Genomic DNA, 12,365 nt, shown 5'->3' on the forward strand with positions numbered 1-12,365 from the left:
CGCTACCGGATCGCGCCCATGGGTAGCGCCGGGCCATGCCCGGCGGACGCGGGATGGGCGATTACCGGAACACCACCGTGCGATGCCCATTGAGCAGGATGCGGTGTTCCACATGGCGGCGCACCGCACGCGCCAGCACCAGCGATTCGGTATCACTGCCCAGCCGCACCAGTTCGCGCGGCGCCATCGCATGGTCAACGCGGGCCACGTCCTGTTCGATGATCGGGCCTTCGTCCAGGTCCTCGGTGACGTAGTGCGCGGTGGCACCGATGATCTTGACCCCGCGCGCGTGCGCCTGGTGGTACGGCTGCGCGCCCTTGAAGCTGGGCAGGAAGCTGTGGTGGATGTTGATCGCACGGCCGGCCAGCGCGCGGCACAGCGTGGGTGACAGGATCTGCATGTAGCGCGCCAGCACCACCAGGTCGATGCGCTCACGCTCGACCAGGTCGATGATCTGCTGCTCCTGCACCGCGCGCGTATCGGCGGTCACCGGCAGGTGGTGGAACGGCACCTGGTAGGAGGCGGCCAATGGCGCGAAGTCGGCGTGGTTGGACGCCACCGCCGCAATGTCGACCTTCAGCTGGCCGCTGTGGGCGCGGAACAGCAGGTCGTTGAGGCAATGCCCCTGTTTGCTGACCAGCACCAGCAGGCGTGCGCGGCGGCGGCCATCGTGCAGCTGCCAGTCCATGCCGAAGTCCTGGGCGAGCGTGGCCATCGCGGCGTGCACGGTCTCCAGCGGCAGGCCGGCATCGCGATCGAAATGCACGCGCAGGAAGAAGCGGCCGCTTTCCTCGTCGCCGAACTGCTGGGCGTCGAGGATGTTGCAGCCGTGGTCGAACAGCAGGCCGGACACGCGATAGACGATGCCGGTACGGTCGGGGCAGGACAGGGTGAGGATGGAATCGGGGCGCATCGCCACAGTGTAGGGCAGCGCCCTGCCCAGCGGCCGGATGATCACGGGTGCAACCGACCTGCTTGGTTCAGTACCAAGCGATACTTGGATCTTCCCGTGGCAAGCTGGTCGGTCATGAACCTGTTGCAACTGATCCGCAGCTTCACCCGCACCGCAGAGACCGGCAGCATTGCCGCCGCGGCCCGCATCCTTGGCATCAGCGCCACCGCGGTCGGGCAGAACATCAACCGGCTGGAGGCGCATCTGGGCGTACGGCTGCTGAACCGCAGCACGCGCCAACTGGCGCTCAGCGAAGCCGGGGCGCTGTACCTGGCGCAGGTGCGCCACATCGAGGCCGACCTGGCGCGCGCGCAGGCGATGGTCACCTCCGGCGACATCGAACCGGCCGGGCCGCTGCGCATCGCCAGCAGCAGTGCGTTCGGCCGCCATGTGCTGGCGCCGTTGCTGCCTTCGCTGCAGCAGCGCTACCCGCAACTGCAGCTGGAGCTGCGCCTGACCGACCGCGCCGTGCAGCATGGCCCGGAAGCGGTGGATGCCAGCATCCGCATCGGGGCCCAACTGGAGGACGGGGTGGTGGCGCGGCAGCTGGCGCGTATTCCGTTCGTGTTCTGCGCCTCGCCGGCCTACCTGAAGGCACGCGGCACCCCGCAACAGCCATCCGAGCTGGGCGGTCATCGCGGGCTGCTGCACCGCTTCCCCACCGATGGCCGGCCATTGCGCTGGGGCCTGCTGAAGGACGGCCAGCGCGTGGACGCCGCGCTGCCACCGAGCATGGTCTGCGATGACATCGATGCGCTGGCGACACTGGCGGCGGCCGGTGCCGGCATCACCCGGCTGGCCGCCTTCGTGGCCGAGCCGTACCTGCGCGATGGCCGCCTGCAGGCGGTGTTCGGCGCCGACACCGCGTGGCGCCCGGAACCGATGGAGGTCTACTTCTGCGTCAGCGACCGCCGCGATTTCACCGCCAAGATCCGCGCGCTGTTCGATCACCTTCAGGCCGGCATCGCGCCGGCTTGGCGGGTGTGAGCCTCAGCGCGTCTTGAACACGCCACGCGCCTCGCGCGGCTCGCAGCGCAGGTACTGCGGCGCCGGCTCCACGCTGTCGCGCAATGCGGCAGCAGCGTGCCACGGCCAGCGCGGGTCGTAGAGAATGCCGCGTGCCAGCGCTACCGCATCGGCGTGGCGATGGCGCAGGATCGATTCGGCCTGCTCCGGTTCGGTGATCATGCCCACCGCGATCACCGGCATGCGCACCTTGGCCTTGATCGCTGCTGCGAACGGCACCTGGTAGCCCGGGCCGACGGTGATCTTCTGGCGCTCGTCCAGGCCACCGCTGGAAACGTGCAGGAAGTTGCAGCCGCGCGCGTCCAGCACCTGGGCCAGCGCTTCGCTCTGCACCAGATCCCAGCCGCCATCGACCCAGTCGCTGGCGGAGATGCGCACGCCCACGGCGACCTTGTCCGATACCGCCGCACGCACGGCGTCGAATACTTCCACGAGCAGGCGCAGGCGGTTCGGCAATGAGCCACCGTAGCCATCGGTGCGGCGGTTGCTCAGCGGCGACAGGAACTGGTGCAGTAGGTAGCCGTGCGCGGCATGCAGCTCGATCAGCTCGAAGCCCATGCGCTCGGCGCGCACCGCACTGGCGGCGAAGGCAGCAACGAGCTCGGCGATGCCGGCCTCGTCCAGTTCCTGCGGCGCCGGATCGGCAGCATGGAACGGCAGCGGCGACGGCGCCACGGTGATCCAGCCACGCGTGTCGTCGGCTGGCAGTTGACCACCGCCGTCCCAAGGGCGGTTCACCGACGCCTTGCGACCGGCATGGCCGAGCTGGATGCCCAGCGGCATCGGCGACCAGCGGCGGACGCTGGCCAGCACCTGCGCCAGCGCGGCCTCGGTGCCGTCATCCCAAAGGCCCAGGTCGGCCCAGCTGATGCGGCCACGCGGCTCGACTGCGGTGGCTTCCAGGATCAGCAGGCCGGCGCCGGACTGCGCCAGGTTGCCCAGGTGCATGGCGTGCCAGTCGCTGGCGCGGCCATCTTCGGCGGAGTACTGGCACATCGGCGCGATGACGATGCGGTTGGACAGGGTCAGGGGGCCGAACGAGATCGGCGAAAACAGCTGGCTCAAGACAGTGATGGGACGACGTAGGGGGGCATATTGCACCGCTGCGCGGCTCCCGGATCAACCATCTGGATGGATCGCTGTTTCGCGTGACCCGCAGCAGCCGAGCGTGCGCCCGGCTCTACAGAAGCCCTCGCCCCTTGTAGAGCCGAGCCCGTGCTCGGCTCAGCGCGCAGCCCACGTGGCCAGCGCTTCAGCGCAGTCCCGCTCATCCTTGAACAACAGCAGGTCGTCGGCTCGGGTGCGGCCTCGGTTCAGCGCCACCACCGGCAACCCTGCCTTCGCCGCCGCCTGCACGAAGCGGAAGCCGGAATAGACCATCAGCGACGAGCCCACCACCAGCACGGCGTCGGCCTGCTGCAGGTGCTCGTGCACCGCCTCCACCCGCTCGCGCGGCACGTTCTCGCCGAAAAACACCACGTCCGGCTTCAACACCCCGCCGCAGTGCGGGCACCCGGGTACCACGAAGCTGGAGAAATCGGTCTCCAGGTCGGCGTCGCCGTCCGGGGCGATGCCGGCCTCCAGCGTGTCCCAGCCGGGGTTGGCGTCCAGCAGGCGCTGCTGGAACTCCCCGCGATCGCTGCGCCGCTCGCAGCACATGCAGCGCACCAGGTCCAGGCGGCCATGCAGGTCGATCACGTTACGGCTGCCGGCGCGCTGGTGCAGGCCGTCCACGTTCTGGGTCAGCAGCACCTGCAGCTTGCCACGGCTCTCCAGTGCGGCCAGGGCCTGGTGGGTACCGTTGGGCCGGGCCAGGCCGAAGCGCGGCCAGCCCAGCAGGCTGCGCGCCCAGTAGCGCTGGCGGGTAGCGGTCTCGCCCATGAAGGCCTGGTAGGTCACCGGCGGGGTGCGCTTCCACTGGCCGTCGGCATCCCGGTAATCGGGGATGCCCGATGCGGTGCTGCAACCGGCGCCGGTCAGCACGAACAGGCGCTGGGCGCGGTCGATGAAGTCGGTCAGCGGCGAGGTCATGGCTGCCAGATGGGGGCGCCGCAGCGCCCGTGCAAGCGCCGGCTCAGGCGGCCGGCAGCGGCGGCACCGCGATCGGGTGGCCTTCCTCGTCCAGCGCGATCATCACGAAGTGGCCGCGGGTACACAGCTTGCGCTCGCCGCTGTGCAGGTCCTCGGCGACCAGTTCCACCTCCACCTTCATCGAGCTGCGGCCGACTTCGACAATGCGGCCGATGGTTTCCACCATCTGGCCGATGCGGATCGGCAGTTTGAAGTCGACCTGGTCGCTGCGCGCGGTCACCACGGTGCGGCGCGAGTAGCGGGCAGCAGCCAGGAAGGCGGCCTTGTCCATCCACGCCAATGCCTGGCCGCCGAACAGGGTGCCCAGGTGGTTGGTGTGGTTGGGAAAGACGATTTCGGCCATGCGCACTTCGATGGGCGGCACGGTCTCGGGGATCGGGGTCATGGGGGTGCTTCGGTGAGGGGTGCTGCGGATTCTAAGCGACCGGCGTGATGGCCATCGGAATGCACGTGCAACGGTCACCCGGCAGCGGTGCCTGCGCAGGCCGCGCCTGCAGCAGGCGTTACACTGCGCCACGCCCGCTGCCAGGACTGCCCATGCCCGCCACTTCCGACCTGCTGGCCTTTGCGCTGGTTTCGCTGGCCATGGTGCTCACGCCCGGGCCGAACATGATCTACGTCATCTCGCGCTCGATCTGCCAAGGGCCGATGGCGGGCCTGATCTCGCTGGGCGGGGTGGCGCTGGGCTTCGTGTTCTACATGCTGTGCGCGGCATTGGGCATCACCGCCCTGCTGATGACCGTGCCGTTCGCCTATGACGCGCTGTGCATCGGCGGCGCGCTGTACCTGCTGTACCTGGCCTGGCAGGCGCTGAAGCCGGGTGGACGTTCGCCGTTCGCGGTGCGCGACCTGCCGCAGGACAGCCCGCGCAAGCTGTTCACGATGGGCTTCCTGACCAACCTGCTGAACCCGAAAATCGCGGTGATGTACCTGTCGTTGCTGCCGCAGTTCCTGCATCCGGACAGCGAAGGCAGCGTGCTGATGCAGTCGATCGTGCTGGGCTCCACCCAGATCCTGGTCAGCGTCAGCGTGAACGGCCTGATCGCGCTGACCGCCGGCAGCATCGCCGGCTTTCTGGCCGCGCGCCCCACCTGGCAGAGGGTGCAGCGCTGGCTGATGGGCACGGTGCTGGCCGGGTTGGCGGTGCGCATGGCGATGGAAGGGCGGCGCTGATTGTAGAGTCGAGCCATGCTCGACTTTCTTGCGAACAGCAGTCGAGCATGGCTCGACTCTACAAAAGCAGGCGCACAACAAAAAACCCCGGCATTGGCCGGGGTTTTTCGTTGCGACAGGCCGGGCCGGTTCGATCAGAAGTTCATGTCGAAGGCGACTTCGCCCTGCACGCCGACCTGGTAGGCCGAGACGCGGCGTTCGAAGAAGTTGGTCAGTTCCTGCACGTCCTGCAGTTCCATGAACGGCAGCGGGTTGCGCACGTTGTACTTCTTTTCCATGCCCAGTTTGGCGAAGTGCTGGTCGGCACAGTGCTGCAGGTACTGGCGCATGTCACGGGTGGAGATGCCGGCCACGCCGCCGGACAGCACGTCCTCGGCGAACTGCACTTCGCATTCAATGGCTTCGGCCAGCATGTCGTAGACCTGCTGCTTCATCTCTTCGTCGAACAGGTCCGGCTCTTCCTCGCGCACCACGCGCACCGACTCGAACGCGAACTCCATGTGCGCGCTTTCGTCGCGGAACACCCAGTTGGTGCCCGAGGCCAGACCCGGCAGTAGGCCGCGCGACCGGAAGTAGTACACGTAGGCGAACGCAGCGAAGAAGAACAGGCCTTCGATGCAGGCGGCAAAGCAGATCTGGTTGAGCAGGAACTGGCGGCGCTGCTCGCGGGTCTCGATGCGGGTCAGGTCCTGGATCGAGTCGATCCACTTGAAGCAGAAATCGGCTTTCTTCTTGATCGAGTCGATGTTCTCCACCGCCGAGAACGCCTTGGCGCGCTCTTCCGGGTCCGGCAGGTAGTTGTCCAGCAGGGTCAGGTAGAACTGCACGTGCAGCGCTTCTTCATACAACTGGCGCGACAGGTACATGCGCGCTTCCGGCGCATTGAGGTGCTGGTACAGGTTCAGCACCAGGTTGTTGGACACGATCGAGTCGCCGGTGGCGAAGAACGCGACCAGGCGGTGGATCAGGTGGCGCTCACCCGGCGACATCTTGCTGTGCAGGTCGGTGATGTCGATCTGGAAATTGATCTCTTCCACCGTCCAGGTGTTTTTGATCGCGTTCCGGTACATGTCATAGAACTGCGGGTAGCGCATCGGGCGCAGGGTCAGTTCAAAACCGGGATCGAGCAGCATCTGCTTGGGCTTGTCGGCCATGGGTGTTTCCTTGTCTTCTCGGGTCAAAACGCCGGGCGTGGCCCGGCGCTACCTGGGTGTTTCCGTGCTGCGGCCGAGCGTGGCTCGGCTCTACAGGTGCGAGGTGCTCGAGTGCCGACCAACGGTCGGCACCCACCGCGCGGTGTGTTACTGGCAGGCCTCGCAGGCTTCCGGGTTTTCCAGCGAGCAGGCGATGGCTTCGTCCGGGCTGAACACCTTGGCCGGGGCCGCGCTGCTCACCGTGGTCTTGGCGATCTTGGTGGCCGGGCGCGAACGCAGGTAGTAGGTGGTCTTGATGCCCTGCTTCCAGGCGTACATGTACATGGAGGACATCGCGCCGATGTTCGGGCTTTCCATGAACAGGTTGAGCGAGGCCGACTGGTCGATGAAGGCGCCACGTTCGGCGGCCATGTCGATCAGCGAACGCATCGGCAGTTCCCACGCGGTGCGATAGACCTCGCGCAGCGTTTCCGGGATCTGTGGCAGACCCGCGATGGAGCCTTCGGCCAGCTTGATGGCATCGCGCATTTCCGGCGTCCACAGGCCCAGCTTCTTCAGCTCGTTCACCAGGTAGCGGTTGACCTGCAGGAAGTCACCGGACAGGGTCTCGCGCTTGAACAGGTTGGACACCTGCGGCTCGACGCACTCGTAGCAGCCGGCGATCGAGGCGATGGTCGCGGTCGGCGCGATCGCGATCATCAGCGAATTGCGCAGGCCGTGTTCCTTGATGCGCTCACGCAGGGCATCCCAGCGCGCAGTGTCTTCCGGCACCACGTTCCAGGCATCGAACTGCAGTTCGCCACTGGCGGCACGGGTGTCGTTGAACGACGGGTGCTTGCCGCGTTCCTGGGCCAGCTCGCAGGAGGTTTCCAGCGCGTGGAAGTAGATCGCTTCGGCAATCTTCTTCGACAGGGCGCGGGCCTCGGCGCTGTCGAACGGCAGGCGCTTGCGGAAGAACACATCCTGCAGGCCCATGCAGCCCAGGCCGACCGGACGCCAGCGCAGGTTGGCGCGGCGGGCGGTTTCGATCGGGTAGAAGTTCAGGTCAATGACGCGGTCGAGCTGGCGCACGGCCAGGCGCACGGTCTCGGCCAGCTTCTCGAAGTCGAACTCGTTGTGCTCGTCGAAGTGGTTGCCCAAGTTGATCGAACCCAGGTTGCACACTGCGGTTTCATCGTTGGAGGTGACTTCCAGGATTTCCGTGCACAGGTTGGACAGGTGGATCACGTTGCCCGGACGCAGGGTCTGGTTGCTTGCGCGGTTGCACTTGTCCTTGAAGGTCATCCAGCCGTTGCCGGTCTCGGCCAGCGTACGCATCATGCGGGCGTACAGCTTGCGCGCTGGGATGGTGCGGTTGGCCTTGCCTTGGGCTTCGGCCTGCAGGTAGGCGGCCTCGAAGGCTTCGCCGAACAGGTCGGTGAACTCCGGCACCACGCGCGGATCGAACAGCGACCATTCCTGGTCGGCCTCGACGCGCTTCATGAACAGGTCCGGTACCCAGTTGGCCAGGTTCAGGTTGTGCGCACGGCGGGCTTCGTCACCGGTGTTGTCACGCAGTTCGAGGAAGTCCTCGATATCGGCGTGCCAGGTTTCCAGGTACACGCAGGCTGCGCCCTTGCGCTTGCCGCCCTGGTTCACCGCGGCCACGGACGAATCCATGGTCTTCAGCCACGGCACGATGCCGTTGGAGTGGCCGTTGGTCGACTTGATGAGCGAACCACGCGAACGCACGCGGGTGTAGCTGACGCCGATGCCGCCGGAGAACTTCGACAGCTGGGCGATGTCGCCGTACTTGGCGTAGATCGACTCCAGCGAGTCCTGCGGCGAATCCAGCAGGAAGCACGAGGACAGCTGTTCGTGGGTGGTGCCGGAATTGAACAGGGTCGGGCTGGACGGCAGGTAGTCCAGGTTGCCCATGCGCTTGTACAGCGCCAGGGTCTCGGACACGTCCTCGCTCAGCGCACTGGCGATGCGCAGGAAGAACTGCTGCGGGGTCTCGATCACCTTGCGGGTGTGCGGGTGGCGCAGCAGGTAACGGTCATACAGGGTACGCAGGCCGAAGTAATCGAAGTTCAGGTCCAGCGAGATGTCGATGGCGTCGTTGAGCTTGCGTGCATTGGTCTGCACGAAGTTCAGCAGGCGGTCGTTGATCAGGCCGACTTCATGGCCACGGCTGACCGACTGCGAGAAGGCGTAGATTTCCTGGCCCGAGACTTCCTTGGCAATGTAGTTGGCCAGCAGGCGCGCAGCGAGGCGGCCGTACTCGGGCTCTTCACCGATCAGCAGGGCGGCGGTGCGGATGGACAGCTCGTCCAGCTCGCGGGTGGTGGCGCCGTTGTACAGGCCGGAAATGGTGCGGGTGGCCACGCGCATCGGATCGACGGCGTGCAGGCCTTCGGAGGAACGCTGCACCGCGCGCACGATCTTGTTCAGGTCCACCAGCTCGGTGGTCCCGTTGCGCTTGGTCACACTCATCGCGTTGGCCGTCGGCGGCGACGTCAACAGGAATTCGCTTTCCTTCTCGATGGTGGCGCTGGATTCGGTGCTCACGGCGTATGTCCTCTTGGCGTGATTTGGGGGTGCTCGATGCATCGGGGTGACGCAGCCCGGGACATGACGGCCCAGGATGGCAGGGCGGCGTCGCAGAGGATGAGACCCTGCGCCTGCCACTGCCGTTGACGATCGCGGATGGGTGCTGCTGCCACCCCCAGACCTGGGGTTGCTGCGACCGACGGCCACAAGATAGTGGGGGTAATGGGGTCCGTCAACGCCAAATGTAGTGAAATTCGGCAATCCCTTGCGCCGCAAGGATCGTGCCATCGGCGCCCTGATCAGACGCTTCAGACCCGCCGGAACGGGCTGCGCAGTCAAGCCCGAAAGGCGTCACTGCGGTGGCACAACGCACCGCAGAAACGGAACAATGACAGCTTCACATGACAGTGATGAAGCTGGCTAGGGACAACCCTGTGGATAGGTGGTGGGCAGCCGGTGGGAATGCGGTGGACGTCGGGGATCACCCGCCGGGCAGCGACTCGAGGCCGCATGTGTCGGCCGGGCCGGAGGAGCGGCCGCAGGTAACGCCGTTTCGCCCTCCCCCCCCGAATCATTGCCGGCCAGCGGCCGGCACTACCGGAATTCCGGGGCGGTCGTGCCGGCCGCCGGCCGGCAATGCACGCCCGCAGCGTCGCTCACGCCCGGTGCGGGGTGCCCAGATACTCGGCGCTCTGCATTTCGATCAGGCGCGAGGCGGTACGCTCGAAGGCGCCCTGCAGGCGCTGGCCGGTGTACAGCTCGATCGGCGAGGTGCTGGCGGTGCAGACCAGGTTGACGTGGCGGTCGTACAGCTCGTCGATCAGGTTGACGAAGCGGCGCGCGGCATCTTCGTTCAGGCGGTCGAAGGCGGGAATGCCGCCCAGCAGCACCGTGTTGAACTCGTGCGCGATCTCGATGTAGTCCGAGGGCCCGCGCGGGCCTTCGCACAGCGCGGCGAAATCGAACCAGGCGATGCTCTTGCCACGGCCGCGCACCGGAATCTTGCGGCCCTCGATCTCGATGTTGCCGGGCTTGGCCGGCTGGCCGCCGCTCAGCTCGTTCCAGCGCGTGGCCAACCATTGATCGCTGTCGGCCGCCAGCGGTGCGCGGTATACCGGCGAGCGGGTCAGCGCGCGCATGCGGTAATCCTCGGTACCTTCGGCGTACAGCTCGACGCAGAAGCGCTGCAGCAGGGCAATGGCCGGCAGGAAGCTCTCGCGCTGCAGGCCGTTGAGGTACAGGTTCTCCACTGCGGTGTTGGAGGTGGTGACCAGGGTCACGCCCTCGGCGAACAGGCGCTCCAGCAGCCGCGCCAGCAGCATCGCATCGCCGATGTCGGTGACGAAGAACTCGTCCAGCACCAGCACGCGCAGGTTGCTGCGCCATTCCTGGGCGATCTTCGCCAGCGGGTCGCTCTGGCCCTGGTGCTCGCGCAGGCGCTCGTGGACGCTGCGCATGAAGCGGTGGAAGTGGGTGCGGTACTTCTGCTTGATCGGCAGCCCGTCGTAGAACAGGTCGACCAGGAAGGTCTTGCCGCGGCCGACACCGCCCCAGAAGTACAGGCCCTTGACCGGCTCGGGCTTCTTCCAGAACGAGGACAGGCGGTCCAGCCAGCCATCCTCGGCACTGTCCAGCAGGCCCAGGTGGATGCGGTCCAGCTCGGCCAGCGCCGCATGCTGGGCCGGGTCGTTCTGCCAGTCGCCACGGGCAACCCCTTCCGCATACCGCTGCGACGGGGTCAGCTCGGTTGCACTCATGCCGCCGCGCCCAACCAATGCTTCACGCCGTGGGTCAGCGCGCCACGCAGGTCGATCAGCTTGCGGTGGAAGAAGTGGCTGGTCTCGGGCATGCGCACCAGCTCATGCGGGAAGTCCAGCGTGTCCAGCCACTGGTAGACGGCCTGCGGGTCGACGATCTCGTCCTGCTCGCCCTGGATCACCAGCCAGCGGGCCGGCGGTGCGATACCGTCGAAATCCCAGCGACCGGCCGGTGGCGCGATCGAGATCAGCGCCTCCGGCTGCAGCGCGGCAGCCGCCTTCAGCGACACGAACGAACCGAAGCTGAAACCGGCCAGCCACAGCCGGTCGTGCGGGCGCTGGCTGCGCACCCAGGCGGCGACCGCCTTCAGGTCATCCTGCTCGCCCACGCCGCCGTCGAAGGTACCAGCCGAAGCGCCGACGCTGCGGAAATTGAAGCGCACCGTGGCGATGCCCAGCTCGCGCAGGGTGCTGGCGGTCATGGTGACCACCTTGTTGTGCAGGGTGCCACCCTCGGTGGACAGCGGATGGCAGACGATGGCCACGATCGGCTGCACCGGTACATCGGCCTTGGGCAGGTCGACGACCACTTCCAGCGGGCCGGCCGGGCCGTCCAGTTCGAGGCAGGCGGTTTCGCCGGGGGCGACGGGGAACGAAGGCTTGTGCATGGCACCATGATACCGTCCCCCGCCCCTGCCCTGTGCCCGCCCCATGCTCTACCTGTCTTTGGCCGTGATCTGCAGCGTGCTGGTTTCGGTGCTGTTGAAGGTGGCCGGACGCCGCCAACTGGATGTTGCGCAGATGGTCACCTGGAACTATCTGGTGGCTGCGACCCTGACGGCCGTGGTGCTGCAGCCGCCGCTGGATGCGCTGCGCGCGCCGCATGCGCCGTGGCTGTCATTGCTGGCGCTGGCGGTGGTGCTGCCGTCGATCTTCCTGGTGCTGGGCCGCGCGGTGGCGGTGGCCGGCATCGTCCGCAGCGATGTCGCGCAGCGGCTGTCACTGCTGCTGTCGCTGGCCGCCGCCTTCCTGTTCTTCGGCCAGACCGCCACGCCGTGGAAGCTGGCCGGGCTCGCCCTGGGCCTGCTGGCGATGGTGGCCATCAGCCTGCGTCCGCGCGGCCCGACCGTAGCGTCCTCGCCCGGTGGCTGGGGCTGGCTGCTGGGCGTCTGGGCCGGGTTCGCGGTGGTGGACGTACTGCTCAAGCAGGTGGCGCTGTCGGGCACGCCGTCGATGGCGGCGGTGCTGGCCAGCTTCAGCGTGGCCTTCGTGCTGATGCTGGCGTTGCAGCTGTGGCGGCATTTCAGTGGCTGCAGCCGGCTGGCCTGGCGCAACCTCGGCGCGGGTGCACTGCTGGGCCTGCTCAATGGCGGCAACATCCTGTTCTATGTGCAGGCGCACCAGGCGATGCCAGAAAGTCCGGCCACCGTGTTCGCCGGCATGAACATCGGCGTGGTGGTGCTGGGCGCGCTGGTAGGCATGTTCGTCTTCGGCGAGGCCACCACGAAGTGGAACCGCGTCGGCCTGGCACTGGCGGTGCTGGCGATCGGACTGATCGCCTGGGGGTGAGCGTTGGTTGCGGCGGGCCATTTCCGCGCCCGCGGTGGGATGTCGCTTTTCTTTTCGCGCGAAAAGAAAAGTAACCAAAAGAAACGCGCCGCCAGCCGCGAGCCGGTGCTG

At 67.0% G+C, this 12,365-nt stretch carries 11 protein-coding genes; 3 read left to right on the top strand and 8 right to left on the bottom strand.

The window, feature by feature from the left end:
• Positions 1 to 61 precede the first annotated feature (61 nt).
• On the bottom strand, positions 62 to 913 hold the full coding sequence (purU, locus tag AC5P7R_RS06465) for a formyltetrahydrofolate deformylase (protein ID WP_026347242.1): 852 nt from the start codon (positions 911 to 913) through the stop codon (positions 62 to 64).
• Positions 914 to 1,027: 114 nt separating this feature from the next.
• Between purU and AC5P7R_RS06470 the strand changes: the two genes are divergently transcribed.
• Entirely contained in the window at positions 1,028 to 1,939 is a 912-nt protein-coding gene (locus AC5P7R_RS06470) for a LysR family transcriptional regulator (RefSeq protein WP_478436150.1), read from the top strand.
• Positions 1,940 to 1,942: 3 nt separating this feature from the next.
• Here AC5P7R_RS06470 and AC5P7R_RS06475 read toward each other — a convergent pair whose 3' ends face one another.
• The 3 genes from AC5P7R_RS06475 to AC5P7R_RS06485 all read right to left on the bottom strand — a co-directional run bounded on the left by AC5P7R_RS06475 (position 1,943) and on the right by AC5P7R_RS06485 (position 4,454).
• Entirely contained in the window at positions 1,943 to 3,043 is a 1,101-nt protein-coding gene (locus AC5P7R_RS06475) for an NADH:flavin oxidoreductase/NADH oxidase (protein WP_495213799.1), read from the bottom strand.
• Between the two features lie 159 nt (positions 3,044 to 3,202).
• Positions 3,203 to 4,009: an NAD-dependent protein deacetylase gene (locus AC5P7R_RS06480; protein ID WP_329866654.1), complete on the bottom strand. Its 807-nt coding sequence runs from the start codon at positions 4,007 to 4,009 to the stop codon at positions 3,203 to 3,205.
• Positions 4,010 to 4,052: 43 nt separating this feature from the next.
• Positions 4,053 to 4,454 (bottom strand): acyl-CoA thioesterase, encoded by a 402-nt coding sequence (locus tag AC5P7R_RS06485; RefSeq protein ID WP_005407672.1) that lies wholly within the window; start codon positions 4,452 to 4,454, stop codon positions 4,053 to 4,055.
• A 152-nt stretch (positions 4,455 to 4,606) separates the two neighbouring features.
• On the opposite strand from AC5P7R_RS06485, the gene AC5P7R_RS06490 reads away from it, so the two are divergent.
• A complete protein-coding gene (locus tag AC5P7R_RS06490) occupies positions 4,607 to 5,242 on the top strand; it encodes a LysE family translocator (RefSeq protein ID WP_495213800.1) in 636 nt (211 codons plus the stop codon).
• Positions 5,243 to 5,376: 134 nt separating this feature from the next.
• Here the strand turns inward: AC5P7R_RS06490 and AC5P7R_RS06495 are convergent, their stop codons facing one another.
• The 4 genes from AC5P7R_RS06495 to AC5P7R_RS06510 form a co-directional block, all read right to left on the bottom strand.
• A complete protein-coding gene (locus AC5P7R_RS06495) occupies positions 5,377 to 6,396 on the bottom strand; it encodes a ribonucleotide-diphosphate reductase subunit beta (RefSeq protein ID WP_019661865.1) in 1,020 nt (339 codons plus the stop codon).
• 147 nt (positions 6,397 to 6,543) lie between these two features.
• Positions 6,544 to 8,946 (bottom strand): ribonucleoside-diphosphate reductase subunit alpha, encoded by a 2,403-nt coding sequence (locus tag AC5P7R_RS06500; RefSeq protein ID WP_019661866.1) that lies wholly within the window; start codon positions 8,944 to 8,946, stop codon positions 6,544 to 6,546.
• Positions 8,947 to 9,584: 638 nt separating this feature from the next.
• Positions 9,585 to 10,685: a cell division protein ZapE gene (gene zapE / locus AC5P7R_RS06505; RefSeq protein ID WP_019661867.1), complete on the bottom strand. Its 1,101-nt coding sequence runs from the start codon at positions 10,683 to 10,685 to the stop codon at positions 9,585 to 9,587.
• A complete protein-coding gene (locus AC5P7R_RS06510; RefSeq protein WP_021203754.1) occupies positions 10,682 to 11,353 on the bottom strand; it encodes an alpha/beta hydrolase in 672 nt (223 codons plus the stop codon). The genes zapE and AC5P7R_RS06510 overlap by 4 nt, the downstream gene beginning before the upstream one ends.
• Positions 11,354 to 11,396: 43 nt before the next feature.
• Here AC5P7R_RS06510 and AC5P7R_RS06515 point away from each other — a divergent pair, with 43 nt between their 5' ends.
• The gene (locus tag AC5P7R_RS06515) at positions 11,397 to 12,254 is read left to right on the top strand and encodes an EamA family transporter (protein ID WP_134729699.1); all 858 of its coding nucleotides are present in this window, start codon (positions 11,397 to 11,399) and stop codon (positions 12,252 to 12,254) included.
• The last annotated feature ends 111 nt before the right edge of the window (positions 12,255 to 12,365 follow it).

The sequence above is a fragment of the Stenotrophomonas sp. YJH_SMC_27 genome, assembly GCF_059369815.1.